22 protein-coding genes and 1 tRNA gene are annotated in these 21,868 nt (G+C 55.6%); 2 read left to right on the plus strand and 21 right to left on the minus strand.

Features of this window, described 5'->3' with window-relative positions; all coding sequences use genetic code 11:
- Positions 1-49 precede the first annotated feature (49 nt).
- Complete coding sequence (locus QRN85_RS24445; RefSeq protein ID WP_350225058.1) at positions 50-229, minus strand: 2Fe-2S iron-sulfur cluster-binding protein; 180 nt, start codon at positions 227-229, stop codon at positions 50-52.
- A gap of 298 nt (positions 230-527) precedes the next feature.
- Between QRN85_RS24445 and QRN85_RS00590 the strand changes: the two genes are divergently transcribed.
- Positions 528-1,232, plus strand: coding sequence for an FkbM family methyltransferase (locus tag QRN85_RS00590; protein WP_062589979.1), 705 nt, complete (start codon positions 528-530; stop codon positions 1,230-1,232).
- A gap of 531 nt (positions 1,233-1,763) precedes the next feature.
- Here the strand turns inward: QRN85_RS00590 and QRN85_RS00595 are convergent.
- A tRNA-Leu gene (locus tag QRN85_RS00595) sits at positions 1,764-1,848 on the minus strand.
- A 242-nt stretch (positions 1,849-2,090) separates the two neighbouring features.
- Here QRN85_RS00595 and QRN85_RS00600 point away from each other — a divergent pair.
- On the plus strand, positions 2,091-2,606 hold the full coding sequence (locus tag QRN85_RS00600) for a disulfide bond formation protein B (RefSeq protein ID WP_284756803.1): 516 nt from the start codon (positions 2,091-2,093) through the stop codon (positions 2,604-2,606).
- Between the two features lie 5 nt (positions 2,607-2,611).
- On the opposite strand, the gene QRN85_RS00605 is transcribed toward QRN85_RS00600, so the two are convergent.
- The 19 genes from QRN85_RS00605 to repA all read right to left on the minus strand — a co-directional run bounded on the left by QRN85_RS00605 (position 2,612) and on the right by repA (position 21,192).
- Complete coding sequence (locus QRN85_RS00605) at positions 2,612-3,169, minus strand: HNH endonuclease (RefSeq protein WP_284756804.1); 558 nt, start codon at positions 3,167-3,169, stop codon at positions 2,612-2,614.
- Between the two features lie 225 nt (positions 3,170-3,394).
- Positions 3,395-4,822, minus strand: a complete 1,428-nt coding sequence (locus QRN85_RS00610) for a mannitol dehydrogenase family protein (protein WP_284756806.1) — start codon at positions 4,820-4,822, stop codon at positions 3,395-3,397.
- A 4-nt stretch (positions 4,823-4,826) separates the two neighbouring features.
- Positions 4,827-6,023 carry a mannonate dehydratase gene (gene uxuA / locus QRN85_RS00615; RefSeq protein WP_284756808.1) on the minus strand — a complete coding sequence of 399 codons (1,197 nt, stop codon included), beginning with the start codon at positions 6,021-6,023 and terminating at the stop codon, positions 4,827-4,829.
- An 18-nt stretch (positions 6,024-6,041) separates the two neighbouring features.
- On the minus strand, positions 6,042-7,091 hold the full coding sequence (locus QRN85_RS00620) for an L-idonate 5-dehydrogenase (protein ID WP_284756810.1): 1,050 nt from the start codon (positions 7,089-7,091) through the stop codon (positions 6,042-6,044).
- A 58-nt stretch (positions 7,092-7,149) separates the two neighbouring features.
- Positions 7,150-8,556: a TRAP transporter large permease gene (locus tag QRN85_RS00625; protein WP_112960763.1), complete on the minus strand. Its 1,407-nt coding sequence runs from the start codon at positions 8,554-8,556 to the stop codon at positions 7,150-7,152.
- 1 nt (position 8,557) lies between these two features.
- Entirely contained in the window at positions 8,558-9,133 is a 576-nt protein-coding gene (locus QRN85_RS00630; protein ID WP_062589986.1) for a TRAP transporter small permease, read from the minus strand.
- Positions 9,134-9,192: 59 nt separating this feature from the next.
- Positions 9,193-10,167 (minus strand): sialic acid TRAP transporter substrate-binding protein SiaP, encoded by a 975-nt coding sequence (locus QRN85_RS00635; RefSeq protein ID WP_284756812.1) that lies wholly within the window; start codon positions 10,165-10,167, stop codon positions 9,193-9,195.
- A 74-nt stretch (positions 10,168-10,241) separates the two neighbouring features.
- Positions 10,242-10,946 carry a FadR/GntR family transcriptional regulator gene (locus tag QRN85_RS00640; protein WP_062589988.1) on the minus strand — a complete coding sequence of 235 codons (705 nt, stop codon included), beginning with the start codon at positions 10,944-10,946 and terminating at the stop codon, positions 10,242-10,244.
- Positions 10,947-11,152: 206 nt separating this feature from the next.
- Positions 11,153-11,677: a flavin reductase gene (locus QRN85_RS00645; protein WP_284756815.1), complete on the minus strand. Its 525-nt coding sequence runs from the start codon at positions 11,675-11,677 to the stop codon at positions 11,153-11,155.
- A gap of 25 nt (positions 11,678-11,702) precedes the next feature.
- On the minus strand, positions 11,703-12,287 hold the full coding sequence (locus QRN85_RS00650; protein ID WP_284756816.1) for a malonic semialdehyde reductase: 585 nt from the start codon (positions 12,285-12,287) through the stop codon (positions 11,703-11,705).
- A gap of 14 nt (positions 12,288-12,301) precedes the next feature.
- Positions 12,302-13,084 (minus strand): pyrimidine utilization protein D, encoded by a 783-nt coding sequence (rutD, locus tag QRN85_RS00655; protein ID WP_284756817.1) that lies wholly within the window; start codon positions 13,082-13,084, stop codon positions 12,302-12,304.
- A 14-nt stretch (positions 13,085-13,098) separates the two neighbouring features.
- A complete protein-coding gene (rutC, locus tag QRN85_RS00660) occupies positions 13,099-13,488 on the minus strand; it encodes a pyrimidine utilization protein C (RefSeq protein ID WP_062589992.1) in 390 nt (129 codons plus the stop codon).
- Between the two features lie 24 nt (positions 13,489-13,512).
- Positions 13,513-14,253, minus strand: a complete 741-nt coding sequence (rutB, locus tag QRN85_RS00665) for a pyrimidine utilization protein B (RefSeq protein WP_284756819.1) — start codon at positions 14,251-14,253, stop codon at positions 13,513-13,515.
- Entirely contained in the window at positions 14,250-15,341 is a 1,092-nt protein-coding gene (rutA, locus tag QRN85_RS00670) for a pyrimidine utilization protein A (protein WP_113218412.1), read from the minus strand. The genes rutB and rutA overlap by 4 nt, the downstream gene beginning before the upstream one ends.
- A 360-nt stretch (positions 15,342-15,701) precedes the next feature.
- Entirely contained in the window at positions 15,702-16,691 is a 990-nt protein-coding gene (locus QRN85_RS00675) for a Bug family tripartite tricarboxylate transporter substrate binding protein (RefSeq protein ID WP_284756820.1), read from the minus strand.
- Positions 16,692-16,784: 93 nt separating this feature from the next.
- On the minus strand, positions 16,785-17,399 hold the full coding sequence (locus QRN85_RS00680; RefSeq protein WP_113092239.1) for a biliverdin-producing heme oxygenase: 615 nt from the start codon (positions 17,397-17,399) through the stop codon (positions 16,785-16,787).
- A 99-nt stretch (positions 17,400-17,498) separates the two neighbouring features.
- On the minus strand, positions 17,499-18,773 hold the full coding sequence (gene repC / locus QRN85_RS00685; protein ID WP_284756821.1) for a plasmid replication protein RepC: 1,275 nt from the start codon (positions 18,771-18,773) through the stop codon (positions 17,499-17,501).
- Positions 18,774-18,967: 194 nt separating this feature from the next.
- On the minus strand, positions 18,968-19,981 hold the full coding sequence (repB, locus tag QRN85_RS00690; RefSeq protein WP_284756822.1) for a plasmid partitioning protein RepB: 1,014 nt from the start codon (positions 19,979-19,981) through the stop codon (positions 18,968-18,970).
- Positions 19,978-21,192 carry a plasmid partitioning protein RepA gene (gene repA, locus QRN85_RS00695; RefSeq protein ID WP_082469796.1) on the minus strand — a complete coding sequence of 405 codons (1,215 nt, stop codon included), beginning with the start codon at positions 21,190-21,192 and terminating at the stop codon, positions 19,978-19,980. The genes repB and repA overlap by 4 nt, the downstream gene beginning before the upstream one ends.
- Positions 21,193-21,868: the final 676 nt, after the last annotated feature.

Here is a 21,868-nt window from a genome sequence, read left to right on the forward strand (position 1 = left end):
GTTTGTCATGCGACGGAGAAAAAGAACGCTTTCAACATCGCATGTCTCCTTAAAAGTCGATCACCATGTCGCTGAGCGGAATTGACTGGCAGGTCAGGCAGCGGTCCGTGTCAAGTTCGGTTTCAACGGGACAGAGAAACTGCCCTGCGGTCACCCTGACCGCGCAGCTTTCACATTGCCCGACCTGCCAGCCGTTTGGTAGCAAGAACCTTATGCCAACGACCGCCATCACGCGGCTAGACGGCTAAGACAATCCAGTGGACGCAGGCTAGCAGGCAGGTGTCTATCATGGCGACGATCTGTGAAACATAACCCCGCTTATGGATAAGGGGCCTCGCTTCGCTTTGCCTGCGTCCTCAATTGTATTCTCACTCTTAATCTGCGTCGCCACAGGCGGCTGTAATTAGCAGGAAATCAAGCGCAATATAGAGAATGCTGCGAACACATGTTTCATTGACGCCTCTGTAAAGTCTAGCGAAACGCTACAACAACAAATATGAACAGTTCCAAGATGATCAGAGGCCCAAATGAAAAAACTGATACGATCGCTGAAAGCCCGAGCAAGAAAACTGGTGAACGCAAAAACCGTCAAAATTGACGGAATAAGGCTTATTTCCGATGAAAGGCGAGTGCCTGCTTACCTCCGCCGCTTGATGTTTAAAGACGTTTACGAGGACACGGAGAGGAACCTGTTGCTCAAAACGGTGACGCCTCATTCGGTCGTGGTAGAGTTAGGCACGGGAATGGGGTTTATATCCATGCTTGCGGCTAAAATATGTGGTGAAAAGCGCGTGTTCACTTATGAGGCGAACCCCCTAGTTGAGCCGATAATCAGAGAAAACTACGCGCTAAACGACATACATCCTCATCTGACCATGAAGGCCGTGACCAAAGATGGTCGGGACTTGGAATTCCATGCAGCAGAAAATATCATCTCGTCCAGTGCGTTTGAGCGCGATACACCGAGCAAGCGTTTCAATGTAAGCAGCATTGCTTTCAACACTGTTTTGGAACTCAGGTCGCCTGACATACTCATTATCGATGTTGAAGGAGCCGAGCATGAACTGCTTGTCGGTGCGAATATGCACACTGTTCGTGATATCATTGTTGAGCTTCATCCGCACATCATCGGTGAGGACAAAGTCGAACAGGTGTCTGCCTTCCTGATCGCTCAAGGATTTTCGAAAAATGCTGTTGACCGCAAGACCGCGCACTTCTCAAGATCGCTGTAACGCGATTGTTAAGGGTTAAATCGAAAGCCCTAACACGTCCCTCAACATCGCTATTTCCGGCGCGGACAATACTGTAGCGCGGCCAGCACCTCCCGGGAAAGCAGCGCCAAGGAGGTCGCGGGCCCGTATCCCAGAGCGCATCATATGGATCCAGGTACTAAGCTGCCGTGTGGATTTTTCTGAGTTGCCCCCGTGCCGCTCGTGACCGCATCCATGCTTGCGGCTTAATCTGTCATACCGCGGATGGAGTTTAACAATTTGCAAGTCGGCTCAAGTGCTGGAAGTCAACAACTTTGTGAAAGACCCATTCCCGTGAGGGCTCATCCAGGCCGACAGACACTTTGATAGCATCTGAAAAACCGCTGGAATGTTGTTGTTTAGGGTCAGCATGACGGAGAATACATCGCCAAAAAAGCTGTCGCTGGTGTCGGACACATCAGCCATGAAAATGTCCCACGCGAACAAGGGTTATAAAAGGTGGGACAAAAACATCTTAAAAGCACAACGATTTCAATGGATTTCAAGCTGTAGTGGTGCCCCTTGCCGGAATCGAACCAGCACTCCTCTCGGAACCTGATTTTGAGTCAGGCGCGTCTACCAATTCCGCCAAAGGGGCACTTTGGATGCTTACATCTTGGTATGTCGCGGACTATACGAACAAGCCATGGGAGGTCAACTTATTTTTGCAAAATTAGTGCGCTTAGAAGACAGCACGTACAGCGCTTGAATTGTTGACGAAGGTGCGAATTGCAAGCGTCGCTGGACTGGATTAGAGGCTATGGAGCGTTTTCAATTCGGGCCGCTTCGCTGGGTCATATCATGGGCGGTCCCAAGGCCGCGTAGAGTGAGGAATTATAGATGGAAAGTGCAGTTTCCGCAGAGAAGAACCGAACAATTTCGGCGGTTCTGGTCACCGCTGGAATGATTTTCACGGTGGGCTCTGCACTTGGGTTCCAGCATATCGGCGGATATACACCGTGTGCGCTATGTCTGTTGCAGCGCGATCCCTATTATTATGCGATACCCGTCGGAATTCTGGCGATTGCGGCGGCCATGTTCAAATTGCCGTCATGGCTGACACGGTCCGCGCTCGTCCTGATCGGGATCGCGATGCTGATCGGCGCCGCTCTTGGTGTTTATCATTCCGGTGTTGAATGGGGCTTCTGGCCAGGGCCCATTACCTGCTCGACCGGAGCGCCTTCATTGACCACGAATGCCGGAAACCTCTTGAATGACCTCAACGCTGTAAAGCCGCCATCGTGCAACGACGCTGCACTGCGCGTCCTTGGCCTTTCCTTTGCCGGATGGAACGTGATTGCAAGCGTCATTCTTGCAGCCATCGCGTTCTTCGGAGCGAGCCGCAAGACGGCCTGAGGCTCTTATGGCTGCAGTTCGGTATCCCAGTACAGATAGTCCATCCAGCTTTCGTGCAAATAATTGGGCGGGAAAGACCGCCCATTGTTATGCAGGTCCTGAACGGTTGGCTGGTATGGCTTCTGACTAGGGAACATTCCGGCAATCCGGGGCAGCTTGCTTCCCTTTTTCAAATTGCAGGGCGAGCAGGCCGCGACAACATTGTGCCAGGTCGTTTCGCCGCCATGTGCGCGCGGGATGACGTGATCGAAGGTCAGGTCGTCCTTTGAGCCGCAATACTGGCACTCGAACTTGTCGCGCAGGAAGACGTTGAAGCGGGTGAAAGCCGGATTTCGGGTTGGCTGAACATAGGTCTTGAGGCTGACAACACTTGGCAGCTTCAGGGAAAAGCTTGGTGAACACACCGCGTGATCATATTCTGCGATGATGTTTACACGGTCAAGAAACACGGCCTTGATCGCGTCCTGCCAGGACCAGAGCGACAAGGGATAATAACTCAGCGGCCTGTAGTCTGCGTTCAAAACGAGCGCGGGCAGGGCCTGTGGTGAAACTGCAATCGTCAAGGGCGTCTCCTGATCGATTCGGCATCTGCACCTGTATATTAGGTCTGTTGTTACAGGATTGTGAAGCCCATAAATGAAGTGCTAAAAGAAAGGCTTATTTCAGGCATTCGGCCATAAAACAGCGCTTGCTCGCAGGCCGCTTCCACTAGGCCAATATCTTCACGAACGCCACTCGAGCGGGAATTAACGATCAGCAATTCCCGCCATTGAGCCTCCCAGGTCGCCTCAGGTTTTTTCGACGTCGGCCGTCATATCGAAGCTGGCAAGTTCGCGATTGACAATATCGCGCCAGCTTCGGTCTTCGATCAGTTCCTGAGGGAAAAGTCCTGTGATGGAAAACAGGGGGGCGGAGGGATCTTGCCGGTCAGCCTGCCGGATTGCGGCCAGGATTTCGTCGCGACGTGGGTCGTTCAGATCACCGCGCTTGTGGATTGAGGCAATCCAGAGCGCGACAACATAGGCAAATTCCCTTGCCTCCCCACCAGCCTTCAACGTTTCTACAGCTGCGGCAAGAATACGTTGCGGCAGCTTCTGGCTTGTGTCCATCGCAATCTGCGTGTTGCGATGCGCAATCGTCGGATTGGCAAAGCGTTCCAGCAGTTGATGTTTGTAAGCGGGAAGATCGATGCCGGGCACGGCGCCAAGGGTAGCGGTTGCGGCCTCCATATGGCGCTGGACGATCTCAACGAATTCGGGGACGGCCATCACGTCGCGCACGAAGTCGAGATCGTGTAGAATACCCAGATGGGCGATGAGCGTGTGAGAACCGTTGAGCAGACGCAGCTTCATGTCTTCGTAAGGCGCAACGGCATCGGCAAATACCGCACCCGCCTCTTCCCATGCGGGCCTGCCTGCAACGAAATCATCCTCGATGACCCATTGCATGAACGGTTCCGTCTCGATTGCCAGCCGGTCCTCAGCACCCAGCAGTGCGGCGGCGCGGGCGCGTGTTTCGTCCGTTGCCGCCGGAACGATGCGATCCACCATGCTGCACGGGAATTTTCCATGGCTCCCTATCCAGTTTGCCAGGGCCTGATCCCGCCTGCCTGCCATCTCCAGCACGAGACGACGCACCACCCTGCCGTTGGAGGGCAGGTTGTCGCAACACAGGACCGTAAAGGGATCAATCCCCCTCTCCCAACGTCTGAAGAGGCCCTCGACGAGAAAACCGATGACGCCTTGCGGCCTGGTTGGTTGCGCGATATCGGCCGCCACCGCTGGGTGATGGAAATCAAGACCGCCCGTCAGCGGATCGAGCCCATAGGCCTTCTCGCTCACGGTGAGCGTCACGACGCGGATATCCGGGTTTGACAAATAGTCCAGTACGTCCTGCTGACTTTCAGCGGCACAAAGCCAGTCGACTGTCGTGCCGATCACCTCTGCTCTATCGCCTTCGGCACTGCGCACGATGATTGAATAGAGACCATCCTGCTTTTCCAGGGCACGAACGGGTTCCGGGGAGCGCAAATTGACCGCAACAATACCCCATGGCCCAAAGCTCTTTTCCAGCGCGCGCTGCGTATAGACCGCCTGATGGGCGCGATGAAATGCTCCAAGCCCGATATGGACGATACCGGGTTTAAGTTCGCGCCGGTTAAATGAAGGCGACAAGACCGCATTTGGCAAAACGGTAGAATTCGAAAGCGTGTCCATGGGCCTATACTCGACCGTAGTGAGGATGAAGAAGGGCGCGCTCTATGCCGCGGAGTTCCGCAAGCCCCTTGAGACGCCCAATGGCGGGATAGCCGGGTTGCGCGCCGCGCGTGAGATCATCGAGGATTTCCTGCCCATGGTCCGGCCGCATGGCAATACGGTGGTCTTCGCGCCCTTCCAGACGTCGGCGCTTTTCCTCCTCAAGCAATGTGGCGATGACGGCGACCATGTCCGTTGCCCCCTCCAGATGTTCATCCTCGAAGAAAGAGCATGGAACGGCCTCCGTATCACGCGTGACATTGCGCAGATGCACAAAATGAATGCGGTCAGCAAATCGTCTCGCGATCTGTGGCAAATCATTGTCCGGACGGGCGCCCAATGAACCGGTACACAGGGTCACGCCGTTGGCTCTGCTATCGACCTTGGAAAGCATGTGCGCATAATCGGCCTCTGTCGACAGGATACGCGGCAAGCCCAGCAAGGGCCATGGTGGATCATCCGCATGGGCGCAGATGTTGATCCCCACCTCCTCTGCCACAGGCACGACCTGCGACAGGAAATCGACCAGATTGGACTGGAGCCTCTCGCGATCGATGCCCTGATAGGTTTTGAGTTTTTCCAGCAGCTGTTCCAGCGTGTAGCCATCGGCAGAACCCGGCAGACCGGCACCGATGTTTTTGCCAAGGGCGGCGATCCTGTCGCCGCTCAATTCGGCAAAGCGTTTGGCGGAGGCCTCGATCAGCCATTCCGGGTAATCATGGTTCGCGTCCGGCCTTTTGAGAATGTGGATATCAAAGGCAACGAAATCGGTCAGGTCGAAACGCATCGCCTTGGCGCCGTGGCGGGTTTCCCAGCGCAGGTCGGTGCGTGTCCAGTCCAGTATCGGCATGAAGTTGTAGCACACGGTGCGAATGCCGCTTCGGGAAAGTCGCCGCAGGGTTTCCTGCCAGTTGACGATATGGGCTTTCCAGTCTCCGGTCTGGGTCTTGATGTCTTCCGACACCGGCACGCTTTCCACCACATCCCAGTAAAGGCCACCCGCCTTTATGTCCCGGTGTCGTTTCTCGATCTCATCCACCGGCCATACGGCTCCGGTGGCAATGTGGTGCAGCGCACTGACGATGCCCTCGGCACCGGCCTGTGCCGCATCCCGCACCGTTACCTTGTCAATTGGCCCAAACCAGCGCCAGGTATGCTTCATGTCTATGTCCTTCAGATATCAGTTCGAGCCGCCGAGGAGGATCTGCACCTTGCAGGCGACGGATCTGTCGCCTGCCTGTTCGAACGCCTCGGCAACGCTTACGAGTGGAAATTCGTGGGAAATGATGGGCCGCACGTCGATGGTGCGGTCCGAAATGAGTTTGACGGCGAGCGCAAATTCCTGATCGAAACGCTGGGAGCCGCGCCAGACGATTTCCTTGCCGACGAGAGCATTGAGCGGGATGGTCATGTCTCCGGTCACGCCCACCTGCACAATCGTGCCGCGCGGTCTTATAGCAGCGAATGCAGAGCGCAGGGCAGGTCCGGCAGCGGAACAATCGAAGACAATGTCGAAACTGCCCTTGCCTTCCTGGAATGGTGCAAGCCCTTGCGGATCGGTGAGAACGTTGATTGTGCGGGTTGCGCCCATGGCAACAGCACGAGAAAGAGCCGCATCGGCAAGATCGGTTACGACGATCTCTCCGGCACCGGCGTGCCGTGCGGCAGCCACCGTCAACAGGCCAATCGGGCCCGCCCCGGTCACCAGCACGCGGCTGCCAGCCACGTCGTGCGCCTGCGCAACGGCATGGAGGCAGACGGCCAATGGCTCGGCACAGGCAGCTTCGGCGGAGGTAGAATTGTTTTCGAAAGCAAAACACTGTTCTGCCGGCACCACAAGCCAGTCCCTGAACATGCCCTGCTCGTGCGGCAGGCGCATGGCGCTGCCCATGAAACGCATTTCGAGACAATGGATCGGCAGGTTGGACTTACAGTAATGGCACTCACCGCAGGGCTGGGACGGGTTGACCGCAACAAGCGCGCCAATCGCCAGTCCACTTACGCCCTCCCCTAGTGCCTCGACATATCCAGATGCTTCGTGGCCGGAAATGATTGGTTCTCGCACCTGGACAGGGCCGAAACCACCATCCTGATAATAGTGCAGATCAGAGCCGCAGATGCCGCCTGCGGCCATGCGCAGCAGCACCTCCCCGACGCCGGGCTGCCTGACGTCCTGTGTTTCGACCTTGATGTCCTGTTTGCCGTAAAGACGCGCCACGCGGGTCAACATGCACTTCACTCTCGTATGGGTGGGAAATCCCGCGCGAATGATCGCGCGGGGTGATGACTTAGCGGATCAGGCCCATTTCCGTCGGCAGCCACAGCGTGATGGCTGGCACGAAGGTAATGAGGATGAGCGCCACGAAGAGTGGCACCAACCAGGGAAGAATGGCCATCGTCGTGCGTTCCACCGATAGCCGCGCGACGCGCGACAGCACGAACAGCACCATTCCCAGCGGCGGATGCAGAAGGCCGATCATCAGGTTCAGCGTCATGATCAGCCCGAAATGCACCGGGTCGATATCGAACTGCAGAACGAGCGGCAGCAGGATCGGCACCAGAATGGTGATTGCAGCAATCGTATCGAGGAAGCACCCGACAAACAGCATCAGCAGATTGACGAGCACGAGGAATATCCACTTGCTGTCCGTCAGGGTAAGGATTGCTGACGATAGAACCTGCGCCGCCTGACTGACCGTCAAAAGCCACGCGAAGACGGAAGCTGCCGCAACGATGAACAGCACGGAGGCCGTTGTTTCGATCGTCTCAAAGGTCGCCTTCGCCAATGTCTTGAGCGTCATGGTCCTGTAGCGGACGAGACCGAGAAAGAGCGACCACAAGACCGCCGCAACCGCCGCTTCGGTGGGCGTGAACCACCCCATCGTCATACCGCCGATCAGGATGACCGGGGTCATCAAAGCCATCACGGCGGAAAAGTCGAAATACCAGTCACAGACGATCAGAACCGCAAGCACGATGACGATTGCAAGGTTCAGCGACATGCCCAGCATTGTCAGCAGATAAATGCCGACAGGCACCATCATGACGACCAGCACTTCCAAAGATGCGCCAAAAATCGTTTTCAGGCTGAATGGCGTGTCCGAACCCCAATTCTTGATATAGGCGAAGGCCGCCACGGTGATCATCATCAACAGCGTCATGACGACACCTGGAACGATGCCAGCCATGAACAGCGCGCCAATCGAGACATTCGCCATCATTCCATAGATCACGAATGGCAGGGACGGCGGGAAGATTGGACCGAGTGTGGCCGAGGCGGCGGTGACGCCGACGGCAGCCTCCACCGGGTATCCATGGTCCTTCATGGCCTTGATTTCGATGGTGCCGATACCGGCCGCATCGGCAAGGGCTGTTCCGGACATGCCGGAAAAAATCACCGAACCGATGATGTTGACCTGCGCCAGCCCGCCTTTCATCCAGCCAACAAGTGCGACGGCGAAGGAGTAGATGCGGCCGGTAACGCCCGCAACATTCATCAGATTTCCCGCAAGGATGAAGAATGGCACCGCAAGCAGCGGAAAGCTTTCGACACCCGCGATCATCCGCTGTGCCGCTATGATATCGGGAGCAACGTTGTAGGACACGATATAGAGCAGCGACGACACAGCCATGGAAATGGCGACGGGAAGGCCGATGAGCATCAGAAGAAGGAAGGAACCGATGAGAACCAGCATCTTACACTTCCTCCACGCTTTGAAACTCTTCAGGCCGTTCAAGAACGGAATAGCCACGCCGCAGATTGGCGACGAAGACCTGAATGGACCGCAGGAACATCAGCACGAATGCGGCAAAGACCGTGTAGAAGACGATGCCGCGCGGCAAGGCCACCGTTACCATCTCCTCATCCGCGACGATATCGAGATACCGCCACATCAGCCAGGATGCATAGGCAAAGAAGCCCATTCGCAGCACATCCACGGCAAGCGACATGATGCGCGTCACATGGGGTGGCAGGTAGTGATAGAGCACGTCCACCTGAATATGGCGTGACAGGCGCACGCACATCACGGAGCCCATGAAGACGACGCCGATCAGGCAGTTGACGGCGATTTCCTCGGTCCATGCATAGCTGTCATTGAGGACGTAGCGCGTGAAGAACTGCAGGAACACGCAGCCCGTCATGACCCAGAAGAGGGCAAGCGTGATCCAGTCTTCGAACGAATAGACAGAGAGATCGGTATCCGGCGGCGCCTCATCGAATGTATGGGCGAGTTCCTCAGGCGTCACCTGAGTGTGAAGTTCCTTCGACATTGAATTGTCCCGGCTGAGAAGAAAGGGCGGCGCGATCCGAAGACCGCGCCGGATGCGGTCTATTGAATGGCGCGAATGGCTTCCCAATCGGCCTTGTCATAACCGAAGTCCTCGAACTTCACCTTTTCCAGCACGTTTTTCTCGAAATCGGCCTTGTCGACTTCCGTCACCGAAAGACCGCGCGCCTTGAAATCGTCGACCAGCTTGTTTTCCCGTTCCTCGATGATCTTGGTCGTCTTGGTTGCCGCTTCCTGCATCACCTCGACAAAGATCTTCTTGTCCTCGTCCGAAAGGCTTGCCCAGCGGCTCTTGGAAACGACCGTGTTGAGATGATCAACGATGTGTCCGGTCAGAATGATGTTCTTCTGGACCTCGAAGAATTTCTTCGCCTCGATTGTTGTCAGCGGATTTTCCTGCGCATCGACGGTGCCGTTCTGCAGCGCCAGATAGACCTCGGCAAAGGCAATCGGCGTGGTGTTTGCACCACAGGCCCGCGGCATTGCGAGATAGGCGGGAACATCGGGCACACGCATCTTCACGCCAGCAAGATCGCCGCATTTGGCGATAGGCTTGTTGGCTGTCGTATGGCGTGTTCCGTAGTAGCTGACTGCCGTAATGACGTTGCCGGTCTTGTCTTCATAACCCTTGGCGAGCCGTTTGAAGACATCGCTCTTTTTGTAGGCGATCAGATGCTCAGGGCTGCGGAAGATATAGGGGAAATAGGTGACACCGATGGGCTTGTAGTCGCGGGCGGCGAAGCTGGAGCCGGAGATGATCATATCGACCGTACCGAGTTTCAAGCCCTGATTGATATCGACTTCCTTGCCAAGCTGCGAGGCGGGGAAGACATCGATCTTGTAGCGTCCTTCGGTGCGCTTTTCGATCTCCTTTGCGGCCCAGACGGATTCCGTATGGAATGGTTCGGTCGTCTCATAGACATGCGCCCATTTCAGCGCGGTCTGCGCCTGAGCCGAACATGCGGCGGCCAAGGCAAGAGCGGTTGCGCCTAGCAAGGCGGATAATCTTGATATCATTGTATTCCCTCCCGGATTGAAATCAGATCGTCTTGTCCCGGCACCGCCCTCTCTCCTGACGGCGCCGGTTTTTCCTACGGCTCCTCCCCGAAGCTTTCGGAAAATCTTTTCTGCGACAGCGTAAGATGCCGCCGCATTGCGTTGCGGGCGCCGACCGCGTCCTTGGCTGCAATGGCGTCGCGGATCACGCGATGCTCCTCAAGCGCCAGTCGCCATGTGTGGGGGCCTTCGAAATGGCTTGCCAGCCTCTCGAAATAGGGTGTCATCCGCCGGTCGAAGATCTGACCCGTCAGGCGATGAAGTGTCGCGTTCCCAACGATATCGGTAATTGCCGTGTGGAAGGCGCGGTCTTGCACCAGCATGTCGACGGGGTCCCCGATTGCCCGTTCCATCTGCAGCAGGCATTCGTCGAGATGCTTGATACCCTCAGGCGTCGCCATCATCGCCGCCTCTTCGGCGATCGCACCTTCGATAATGCTGCGTGCCTGCAGTATCTCGAATGGGCTGTCATTCTCGTCCACCGGCAGAACTTTCGATGCAGCCTGAGGCGTTCGCTGGCTGACATAGACGCCGGAGCCCATGCGAATCTGGATATGACCCTCCACCTCGAGAACGATAAGCGCCTCGCGAATGGTGGGGCGGGAGACGGCAAAACGCTCTGCGAGATCACGCTCGGCAGGCAATTTTGCGCCGGGAACCAGTTCCCCCGTTTCGATCAGCGCACGTATCTGGTCCGCGACCTGCCGGTGCAGGCGGCGCGGCTCCAAAGCCACGAACATGAAGTCCTCCCAGACTGGTAAAATGGTCTTACCAATTACGGCGCAGTAAAGCGCACCCTGCCGCAAAGTCAACTGGTGAGTTATGAATTGTTAATATTTGTCTATCGGGCGCGTTTTGACGATGCGCGTCTGCCTGGAGCCGGCGATGGCAAGCGGCGGGAATCTCATCAGAACGTCAAATCCGCACTTATTCGGAATCTTAGGCATCAAATTTGCCGGTAGCTGCGCCTGAAATAGACAAGTGCTTCGTCTTCGTCGCTTACGATGGATTCCACCACATCGCAGATCAGAATATCATGTGTGCCACCATCATGCACTGTTCGAATGCGGCAATCGAAAGAGGCGAGCGCACCGGAAAGCAGCGGCGAACCGGTTTCATGTGTGGTCCACTCCCCTGCGGAAAAGCGCACATCCATAGGGGTTTTACCGCCGAACAGCGCGCTTAGATCCTGCTGGCCCGCCGCAAGCGTATTGACGCAGAGAACACCGTTTGCGGTCACATATTTGTAAGCGGAGGAGTTGCGGTTAAGGCAAACCAGCAATGTCGGTGGATTGTCCGAAACGCTGCAAACTGCCGTGGCGGCAAAGCCCGCCCTTCCCTCAGGCCCATCGGTTGTGACGATGTTGACGGCACCGGCCAGTTGCGACATGGCGTTTTTATAGTCCAGGCTGCTCTGCTCGGCAGTCTTGGTCTCCATCTCGGCATCCTTTGTAAGAGACAGCGTCTGCATCTTCTCTATCCTTTTCAGTTTCTTGTCACGCCAGAAGGCAGGCATCATCGAAGGGCAAACGCGGCAGACGCGCGAACAGTTTCGACGTGTCGCCATAGCCGAGATTGATGAGGAAATTGGATTTCCACGATGTCCCGGCAAAAAATGCCTCGTCGACCCTGGCCTTGTCAAAGCCTGACATTGCACCGGTGTCCAGCCCTAGCGCACGTGCAGCCATGATCAGATATCCCGCTTGAAGGCTGGCATTTCGAAAAGCCGTTTCTTCAGCCATCGCAGGGCTTGAGGTAAACCATGCTCTCGCGTCCGTATGCGGAAACAGGAAGGGCAATTTCTCATAGAATGTTGCATCCATTGCAGCAATCACAGTCACCGGCGCCGTCATGGTCTTCTCAAGATTGCCCGAAGAGAGGCATGGTTTCAGCTTTTCCTTTGCCTGAGGCGACCGGATGAAAACAAATCGGGCCGGGCAGCAATTGGCCGATGTCGGACCCATTTTGGACAGATCATAAATCTTCGCCAGAAGCTCGTCGCTCACTGGCTTGTCCTGCCAGCCATTGTGCGTACGGGCATCCGTAAACAATGCAGCAAGTGCCTGCTGGTCAACTGTCATATCTCAATACCTTATCAAGCTTTGCGAGCGAGCAGAAACCTTTCCAGCTCGCGATTGAAATCATCCGCTTCGGTTATGTTCACCGCATGTGCCCCCGCGTCAAAAACCATGAGCTCGGCATGTTCCAGTCCTTCGGCAAGGCGCAACGAGCGCGTATAGGGCACGAGCAGATCATCCTTGGCAGCGATGACGAGAGTGTTGCTCTTTATGTCCCCAAGCCGGTCATCAATGTCGAAACGGCGCAACGCGTCTATGCGGCGCAGAACATTGTCCCTGCCCTGGAAATGGGCGACGCCATGGAGATCGTCGCGGGCCAGACGCTCTGCATTTTCGGACATCCACACCGCTGGATAGAGAAACAGCGGCTGCGCCCGCACAAACGCCTCGACGCCTGTGTTTTCCAGAAGGGCAATTCTGGCTTCGAAGCAACGCAGGGAGTGCTCGTCCACCTTGCTCCAGGCATTGATGAGGACGAGACGGTCCAGATAATTCGGCCAGCGCAGTGCGATATCAAGTCCGATGAGCCCGCCAAGCGCATGTCCCATGAAGTGAAATCTTGCAATACTTAGTTGGCTTACGATCTCCATGACGTCATCTGCCATGGCGGCGATGCCACCGTCCACGGGTACCTCTCCGCCGGTTCGGCCGGTGCCGCGGTGGTCATAGATGACGACGCGGAAATGCCGTTGCAGCACGTCCATCTGCGGCGCCCAATAGGCCCCTGCCCCGCCCAGACCCGAAGACAGGACAATTGTTTCCGCATCCGGCTCCGTTCGACCCGAAACCTCGAAGTGCATGTCACGCCTTCCTGTCATCGGCTGCCGATATGGGCAACTGTTGCGATTTCCACGAGGGCATCGGGCTTCACCAACCCGCACTGAATGCAGTAGCGCGCGGGCTTGTCTCCGGGAAAATACTCGGCATAGACCTTATTGACCGCCTGGTAGTTCGCCCAGTCGGTAATGAAGATGTGGTTCATCGTGACATCCTCCATCGTGCCGCCGGCAGTTTCGATGACGGTCTTGATGGTTTCCAGCACATGCCGTGTCTGGGCTGCGGCATCGCCGACATGCACCACATCATTGTTCTTGTCGAAGGGCAGCGTGCCAGAGACATAGACGACGCCATCGGCAAGTGTGCCGGGAGAAAAGGGCGCTATCGGCTTTTGTGTGCCTTCAGGAACGATAATGGTCTTTGGCATGTCTGTTCTCCTCTTGAAGTTTGATCAGTCTTCCATCGGGGCTGCTTGCGAGATGACGGCGCAGAAATCATTGACGGTCGCCACCCAGCCGAAGAATTTCTCGACATTGTAGACGGTCGCCTGCTGGATGAAATCTGGACCCAGATGGTGGGTCGCGTCCTCCAGCATCACCCCGAAATATTCGAGATGGAACGCGTCGCGCAGGGAGCTCTCGACACAGACATTGGTGGCAATGCCGACGAAGACGAGATTGCGGATGCCCCTCGCCCGCAGTACGCTGTCCATGTTGGTGTTGAAAAAGCCGCTATATCGCGTCTTGGGTACCAGGATATCACCGGGTTGCGGCTGCAGCTCGTCCACAATGGCGTAGTCCCATGTGCCCTTTGCCAGCAGCTTGCCCTGCAATTCCGGCCGCGCCCGCATGGTTTTCAGGGCGTTGGACTTGTGCCAGTTGGGAGAACCCGGCCCACCGGCCTCGACATAGTCACTGTCCCAGCCATTCTGGAAATAGATGACCTGCACCCCGGCGGCCCGCGCCGCATCAAGCGTCTTGCCGATATTGGCGATGGTGGATTTCGCGCCGGAAATATCAAAACCGGCGAGATCGACATAGCCGCCTTCGGTCGAATAGGCGTTCTGCATATCCACTACCACGACTGCGGTTTCGCTGGGTTTCAACGAAAGCGGCTCCGGGCGCGCGGGCAGCGTTACGCTGTCCAGGTTGCTTCTGAGAGGCTGGTAACCGGAAATGCCGCTATCGGTCATTCTGCGGCCTCCAGCACGGTGGTGATGTGTTGACGGCTCTTCATCAGGGGCTGCACATATTTGCCGAATTTCTCGATACCCTCCACAAAGTCATCGAAAGTCAGCATGACGCCACCCGTGCCCGGAACTTCGCTCATCTCGTCCAGCATGGCCGCGACTTCCTCATAGGAGCCAATCAGCGTTCCCATGTTGATGTTGACGGCTGAGACAGGGTTCGCCATGTGACGGACATTGGTATCGGCACCGGACTTCGTATCGACAGAGCTTTGCAAACCAAGCCATTTGATCGCTTCCTGATCGGCGCCTGCCTTGTAATGCTCCCATTTTGCCCAGGCGTCCTCGGATTTTTCCTCAGCCAGAACCATGGTTAGCACCACGGAGCGGACATCACGGCCGGTTTTTTCCGTCGCCGCCATCAGCCTCGTATTGGTCGGCGCAAAGGCGGTGGGCGTGTTCACACCGACGCCGAAGCAGAAACTGTAGTCCGCGAACTTTGCGGAAAATTCCATGCCCTTATCGGAAGAGCCGGCACAGATGAGCTTGACGTCTCCCTGCGGCACCGGCTTCATCCGGCAATCATCCATCGTGAAATACTGGCCTTTCAGGTCCGATTGTCCCTTGGTCAGCAGTTCCTGTAGGACGGTGGTGTATTCGCTGAGATAGGCGTAGCGGTCGCCAAAATAATCATCGCCCGGCCATAGACCCATCTGGCTGTATTCCGGCCTTTGCCACCCGGTGATGAGGTTGATGCCGAAGCGGCCGCCGGAAATGGAATCGATGGTTGTCGCCATTCGTGCCACAATTGCTGGCGGCATGACCAATGTTGCCGTCGTCCCGAACAGCTTGATCTTGGACGTGACTGCGGCCAGCCCTGCCATCAACGTGAAGGATTCCAGATTGTAGTCCCAGAACTCCGTCTTGCCACCAAAGCCCCGCAGCTTGATCATTGAGAGCGCGAAGTCGAAGCCGTATTTTTCAGCGGCCAGGGTTATCTGTTTGTTGAGCTCGAACGTCGGCTTGTATTGCGGAGCGTTCTCCGAGATCAGCCAGCCGTTGTTTCCGATGGGAATGAATACGCCGATTTCCATGTGCATTCTCCAGTTAGCGCCCGTATCAGGTTCTCACATGGGAATGCAGGTTCTGTGCCAGTTCTTTATTTTAAATGACTTCAATGACTTGATAGGCGCACACTTCAATAATTTTATCAAATGATAAATTTTTTATCGTTCGGTAAATTTATGTGCTCAAATTTGGAGCAGCGATTTCAGAGAAGCGCGGCGGTGCCGCGTGTATCGCAGCAGCTTTCTTTTTTACTTTGCGATGTATTGCTGTGGCCGTGCTCGACCAAAAAAGAGGCGCCGCACTTTCGAACGGCACCTGTTGAAAAACACGCTGTCGTCTTCACGCGAGTTAAAACGCTCAGGCTTCAGATTTCGCCTGGTCTTGGCTCAGTCCATCTGGACATTTGCATTCTTGACCACAGGCTCCCACTTGGCGATTTCCTTTGAAACATGCGCCTTGAGTTCATCGGGAGTGGAGCCGACGATCTTCGCGCTGAAATCAGCCATGCGGGCGGCGACATCAGGGTCTGCCAGTGCTTTTTTCGCAGCAGCATTGAGGACATCGACTGCTGCTGCCGGAGTGCCAGCGGGTGCAAAAAGCGCATTCCAGGTGTAGGTCTCATAACCCGGCACCGTTTCGGCAATAGTTGGCACGTCAGGGAAAGAGGATGCGCGCTCCGCAGTCGTGACACCCAGCGCGCGCAACGTCCCGGATTTCATATGACCTGACGATGATGGCAGGTTGTCGAACATGATCGAAACCTGATTTCCCAGAAGATCGTTTAGTGCCGGGCCTGACCCCTTATAGGGCACGTGCTGCATGGATACGCCCGTCATGGCCTTGAACAGCTCACCCGACAGGTGAAGCGGCGTTCCGTTGCCGGAGGACGCATAGGCGTATTTGTCGGGTTCAGCCTTCAACAATGCAATCAGCTCGGCAATCGTCTTTACCGGAAGCTGAGGATTGACCACGAGAACATTGGGCACGACGACCAGCAAGGAAATCGGGGCGAAATCCTTTTCCGGATCATAGGGCTTTGTCTTGAGAATGAGCGGGTTAAGCGCATGTGTAGCGACGGTGCCCATCAGGATGGTGTAGCCATCCGGTTCCGCCCGTGCGACGCGGTCTGCGCCCAGATTGCCGCCAGCGCCGGCAACATTCTCGACCACGACCTGCTGGCCAAGCTCCTGCCCCATTTTCTGGGCGATAACGCGGGCAACAACGTCCGTCGAACCACCCGCTGCGAAGGGGACAACGAGAGTAATTGTCCGATCAGGGAAACTTTGCGCCTGGCCTGATCCGGCAAATGAGAGAAAACCGGCTGCTGATGCAGCAAGCGCCAGCGCAGCGCGCCGGGTGAAATGCTTGTAAGTCATTGAACCTCCTGTGGAGCGGCCTCCCCGCCACCGTGCCAGTTTAGCTCAAACCTTCTCCAGAGCAAGCAACACCTAAGTCTTGCCCGCCCGGAGTTAAACCATCATTTCCCGTGCATAGGCATGGACCGTCCGAAAGGCGTCCTGCGCACCGGCAATCGCCCGGCCTTCTTCCTCTTCACTCAGATCGATAGTGTCGAGCGCTGCGACAAAGGTGCGCCAATGCAATCCCCGCCCCTCAGGCGCACCGGCCAGATGTCTCGCACCGAAGCTGTCATCAAGGCCGAGTTTCGCGGCGTCCTTCAACAGAAACGCAGCCCCCAGATTTGAACCCTCAACGACGTAAAGCCAGCCAAGGGCTTCTGCGAGATCGAAAGATGTATCCTCCGCACGGAAACGGACCTCTCCGCCTGCAGGTGCTGCAATGTCCAAATCTGCAAGATCCTGATCGACATAGCCAAGACGTCTACGGCCCTTTAGATCGGGAAGAAGCTCGCTTAGACGCTCATTGGCAAAGAGTGCATCGAGATCCCTGTGAAAGAGATATTGTGTCTGAACGAATTTTCCGAAATTGGCACGGTTTTCAAAGGGTTTTGCAGACATGATAAAGCTGTCGAGCTCCTCATGCGCCTGGCGCGTCGCTGCTTTGAGGCGTTTCGTCCGGCTGGGCTCAAGCTCGGGTGTGGTCGTCGCCAGTTCTGCAGCAGTCATATTCGTTTCCTTTCAAGCTCAATTACGGACATAGAAATCTTTCACTTCGGAGTCAATTTATGCCTCGCTCCTTTGTTGGAACGTCGAGATGACTTTTGGTCAGCATAGCGAGCGGGCTGGTGAAAGATGTGATGTCATGCGTGCCCGAAGCAGAGCCATCAGCATTGGCTTTATGGAGAACTGCATGGTTTTCGATTTCTCCGTAAGAGTTCTGAGATAGCCTCCGGCTGATTGAATCACGTCGGACTTCTCAAGAATGCACGCTATGATTGCGTTCGTATTCTGTGTTCCCATAGCCTGCTCGGCTTCATCATAAGCGGATTGGCTGATGGAGAGCATCGATTTAACGACATTCCCTGCATGTTTCAGATCATTCCAGTCTCTGACCGCACCGCCTGGACCGTAAAGGGTAATTTCCGGACACGCCTTGAGGAGTGTAGCGAGATCAAAACCTGCTTTGCTGACGGCTTCCAGGTCTTTTTCAGAATTCCTGACTGCACTGACAGTCTTCGATGCCTGATTGGTTGCAGCAAGCTCAACATTCGAGACTTCGTTCTTGGCCGCCGGCTGCTCATCTTCAATAAGGGATTCGGATTCTGAACTCTGTATAAGCCGCTCATTTTGATAGGCATTGGCGCTTATTTTTTGGCTTTCTACGTGTTTTTCCAGTTGGTTAGCCATTTCAGCACGCAGTTTTGAAAGATCTGCGAGAAGAAGCTCCAGAAAAGGGGCCTTTGATTTGCGATCGAGGGAAGAAATCAACGTGACGTAACGATTTCGGATGCGATCCCAGTCTCCCTTTATCTGATCCTCAATAGCGATTTCACCGAACTTGACGATGTCGCGGCGGCAGAGGGTGATTTTCTCCCGCAGTCTTTGGAGGTGCAGGCGTTCCTCGACGACCTTTTCGGCGATTGATTGGATCTCGTCCGCGCGGGAAATGAGCGGAGCAAGAGAAAAACCATAGGCATCACTAATGCCGCCGCTCCGGTCCTTCCTGGCATAGCGCTTTCCATTCGGGCTGTCCTTGCGAATAATGAGCCCGGCTTGAACCAATGCTGCCAGATGCCGACGCAGTGTCTGCTCCGGCATTCCATGAGCACGCAGGGAAAGCTGCTGATTCGACGGGAAAACCACAAGACCGTTTTCCTCAGACAGTTCTGCCTTTGGATAAAAGCTGATCAGTGCATTGAGCACAGCCAATGACCTGTCGGAAATACCGAGATGGGGTCGGGCTTCGCAGGTTGCTCGAAACAACTTCCATTTATCTATCGAACGCGCAGGATCGATGTTTCTCGACGCAAACTGGGTTGCGAGCAGGCCAATAGAAACCCCTCGCCGCCCGAAAGGCGTCGTTAGATTATCACTGTTCATGTCTTTCACCTTCAAAAAGGCAAAAGAAAATCGCTCACCGAAAAAATATCGATGCCAAGACTCTTGACTATGATTCGCGGAAATGAGATTCTTTGGGTGCTTAGATCAAAGAAAGGCTTCCGTGCGGCAACGTTCGGGGGCTTTTTTCTTTTGTGCTTACTGCTCCTGTTAGTCGTTAATCGGTTATGACGGTCTCACTGCTTGGAGCGATGCTCTTCAAACAGCGTTTGTAGGTGTTCGAGAACGAAGGCGGCGAACTCTGGTGCCTGCCGACGATCGATCGAAATATCGAGCCTGTTGTCCGTCTCGACAATCTTCGCCAGCTTCTGGCCGCTCTCGGTGGAGAGAACACCAGTCTTCTTTGGCTCGGGCTTCGGCTTCAGAAACTCCAGCAGTGATTTGAACCGCTCTTCGGATGGAAGACGCGCTACGCTATCGTCACGAAGATAGGCGCGGGCAGCCTCATTGACCTTGGACGAAGAAAGTTGTTCGGCGAGGTCCATCCAGTTACGACGACCGACGCCAGGCGCAGGCCCGATGCTATCAACGATATCGTCCGGAATACGCCCAACGACAGACAGCATGTTTGACAGATCGCCCTTGTAGAGAGACATGGCGGCCATGATTGTCTCACGCGTGAACCGCATCTGCAGCTTCTGGGCAAAGCGGGCCTTTTCGATATAGCTGAGGTCCCGGCGTTCGTTGTTTTCCTGGCCCTGGGCAACAACAAGCTGCTCATCGGTTAGATTTCTGACGACGGCGCGGACAGGAATGCCAATTTCGGCAACGGCACGCAAGCGGCGGTGACCGAATGCCACCTGATAGCGACCGGGATGGTCAGGGTGAGGGCGGACCAGAATTGGAACCTGCTGCCCCTGTTCACGAATAGCCTCGACCAAGCCAACATCGGCCTCTATTGACGACGGCATACGGTCGGGAATGAAGGATGGATCGACATCTGCAGGATCGAGTGCGACGATCGTCAGGCCTTCAGCGAGCTTCTTTTCGATTTCTTCTGCGCGCCTTGACCGTTCAGACACCTCGTTGAGCGACTGCCCGATCATGCCGACGGGCGAGTGAACGACATCAGTCACCAGTTCTGGCGAACCAAGAATGGGACGAATACGAGGACGTGCGCGCTCTACAGGCGCATCATTGTTCTCACTGGACTTACCGCCGAGGTTGGCGAAGATTTCTTTTCTGCTCATGCAGTCCTACCCCAGGCCTTCTTGATCAGGCCTTCAATTTCAGCATTTACATTTGTCATGGATTCCAGTGCGCGATCGTAAGTCGATCTGGTGAACTGGGTACGCTCCACCTCAAACAGGGTCTGGTTGGTCAAACCGGCGTCTGAAACGGCCGTCGTCTTGAGCATGGGATGATTGAGAACATGCTCGCCGAAAATCGAGCGCAAGAAAGCGACCATCTGATTTTGAGGTCCGTCGCTCGGCTCAAATCGGGTCACAAGATAGCGCATCCAGTGATAGTCCGATGTTGCGCCAGCTCTGCCGATTTCGGCGAGCAGGTCGCCTGTCATCGCGAGAAACTGGTTCATGGACATCACGTCGAGCATCTGCGGGTGTACGGTGACAAGAACGGACGTTGCCGCGGTCAGTGCCGACAGAGTGAGGTAGCCCAATTGCGGTGGGCAATCGATGACGACGATGTCGTAGAAATTTTGAGCCTGAGCAATCGCCTGACCGATACGGGCGAAGAAGAGCGTATCGCCAGGAGCGCGGCGCATGAGGGCACGTGGCGTATCATGCTCGAATTCCATGAGCTCCAGATTACCCGGGATGATATGGAGATCCGGAATATAGGTCCCACGGACAATCTCGGCGATCGGCCGCTGTTCCTTGTCGTAGCGAATTGCGCCGTAGAGCGTCTCGTTTGGTCCGACGTCCAGTTCAGGCTGGTGGCCGAACAGCGCCGAGAGACTGGCCTGTGGGTCGAGATCGATCGCCAGAACCCGATAACCGCGCAGGGCAAGATATTGTGCGAGATGCGCAGACGTTGTCGTTTTTCCAGAGCCGCCCTTGAAATTCATGACCGCGATCACCTGAAGGTCTTCACCTTCACGGCGGTGCGGAAGATAACGACGTGTGCCGCGGGCTCCCTGATCCAGAAACTTCCTGATCTCGTGAATGTCTTCGACGGAATAGCTGCGCCGCCCGCCACTGTTTGCCACGGCAAGCTCCGGCTGCTCGGAAGCGATCTGGCGCAGGTAGGCCTCACCAATACCGATAAGCTTCGCTGTTTCCGATGGAGAAAAGTTTCGCATGCTTTTTTCGGCAAGCGGTGCGAAGGTATTTGCATTGTGTGCTTGCAGCTGCGCAGACAACGCGGCCGAATGCTGTAATATGAGCCCCGTGAGATCGGGTGCCTTGCCAGCAGATTTCAGATCGGCGCTTTGTGTCATATCTCATCTTTTCCGCTTGTTGGATCAGTTGCGGTTTTTTCCGCTGAAATCGGTTTTTACCGCAACTGGGATATAAGCGCCGATTCTCTTTCCGGTGCAATAGGCATTTGTGTTACCAAGACATGAATCTTTTCAGGCTGGTAAGGGCGTTTTTTTGCAGTGGACGTGAAAGATTTTCCCGTCTGCGGCGACTCTTCTCAGAAAGTTTGCCGCGGCTAACTTCAGGATCTTGAGGCGAGCGTCTGTGGATTGATCCGTCGCTGGCGCTGAATGGCACCTCCCAATTGCGGAGGGCGATGTCGGGACTGCGTTAGTCACCGCATAAATTTCGTCGCGCTCGGCTGCTCTAACATGCGCAGATATCTCTCATGATATATTCCGGGATGGCTGCCGCATTCGCTCTCGGATGCGGGTGAAGCTTTAACGGTGCTGGGCAGCGAACTGTGCTAGATGCAAGAATGTCGTATCGATTTTTGAGCTATAGTTATTTGCTCTCGTTCTTTTCCCTCCGTTGACTGCCAAATTTGGTTGAAGGTGGGGGTGGGTGTGAGCTTGAATTTCACCCATCAGTGTTGGTGCCTAAAGTTTGCCGCGGCTAACTCGATCGAGGCGCGCGCCACCCGTTTGAGATCGCATCGTTAGATTGCCCCGCGCAATGACGAGAGCATCGATGCCG

The sequence above is a fragment of the Agrobacterium sp. fls2-241-TYG-188a genome (assembly GCF_030209845.1).

Bases quoted from the DNA above. Each gene is read 5' to 3' on its own strand.
- QRN85_RS24445 (WP_350225058.1), bottom strand. From the start codon at position 229: ATGGCGGTCGTTGGCATAAGGTTCTTGCTACCAAACGGCTGGCAGGTC.
- QRN85_RS00590 (WP_062589979.1), top strand. From the start codon at position 528: ATGAAAAAACTGATACGATCGCTGAAAGCCCGAGCAAGAAAACTGGTG.
- QRN85_RS00600 (WP_284756803.1), top strand. From the start codon at position 2,091: ATGGAAAGTGCAGTTTCCGCAGAGAAGAACCGAACAATTTCGGCGGTT.
- QRN85_RS00610 (WP_284756806.1), bottom strand. From the start codon at position 4,822: ATGGACACGCTTTCGAATTCTACCGTTTTGCCAAATGCGGTCTTGTCG.
- uxuA (WP_284756808.1), bottom strand. From the start codon at position 6,023: ATGAAGCATACCTGGCGCTGGTTTGGGCCAATTGACAAGGTAACGGTG.
- QRN85_RS00620 (WP_284756810.1), bottom strand. From the start codon at position 7,091: ATGTTGACCCGCGTGGCGCGTCTTTACGGCAAACAGGACATCAAGGTC.
- QRN85_RS00625 (WP_112960763.1), bottom strand. From the start codon at position 8,556: ATGCTGGTTCTCATCGGTTCCTTCCTTCTTCTGATGCTCATCGGCCTT.
- QRN85_RS00630 (WP_062589986.1), bottom strand. From the start codon at position 9,133: ATGTCGAAGGAACTTCACACTCAGGTGACGCCTGAGGAACTCGCCCAT.
- QRN85_RS00635 (WP_284756812.1), bottom strand. From the start codon at position 10,167: ATGATATCAAGATTATCCGCCTTGCTAGGCGCAACCGCTCTTGCCTTG.
- QRN85_RS00640 (WP_062589988.1), bottom strand. From the start codon at position 10,946: ATGTTCGTGGCTTTGGAGCCGCGCCGCCTGCACCGGCAGGTCGCGGAC.
- QRN85_RS00645 (WP_284756815.1), bottom strand. From the start codon at position 11,677: ATGCAGACGCTGTCTCTTACAAAGGATGCCGAGATGGAGACCAAGACT.
- QRN85_RS00650 (WP_284756816.1), bottom strand. From the start codon at position 12,287: ATGACAGTTGACCAGCAGGCACTTGCTGCATTGTTTACGGATGCCCGT.
- rutD (WP_284756817.1), bottom strand. From the start codon at position 13,084: ATGCACTTCGAGGTTTCGGGTCGAACGGAGCCGGATGCGGAAACAATT.
- rutC (WP_062589992.1), bottom strand. From the start codon at position 13,488: ATGCCAAAGACCATTATCGTTCCTGAAGGCACACAAAAGCCGATAGCG.
- rutB (WP_284756819.1), bottom strand. From the start codon at position 14,253: ATGACCGATAGCGGCATTTCCGGTTACCAGCCTCTCAGAAGCAACCTG.
- rutA (WP_113218412.1), bottom strand. From the start codon at position 15,341: ATGGAAATCGGCGTATTCATTCCCATCGGAAACAACGGCTGGCTGATC.
- QRN85_RS00675 (WP_284756820.1), bottom strand. From the start codon at position 16,691: ATGACTTACAAGCATTTCACCCGGCGCGCTGCGCTGGCGCTTGCTGCA.
- QRN85_RS00680 (WP_113092239.1), bottom strand. From the start codon at position 17,399: ATGACTGCTGCAGAACTGGCGACGACCACACCCGAGCTTGAGCCCAGC.
- repC (WP_284756821.1), bottom strand. From the start codon at position 18,773: ATGAACAGTGATAATCTAACGACGCCTTTCGGGCGGCGAGGGGTTTCT.
- repB (WP_284756822.1), bottom strand. From the start codon at position 19,981: ATGAGCAGAAAAGAAATCTTCGCCAACCTCGGCGGTAAGTCCAGTGAG.
- repA (WP_082469796.1), bottom strand. From the start codon at position 21,192: ATGACACAAAGCGCCGATCTGAAATCTGCTGGCAAGGCACCCGATCTC.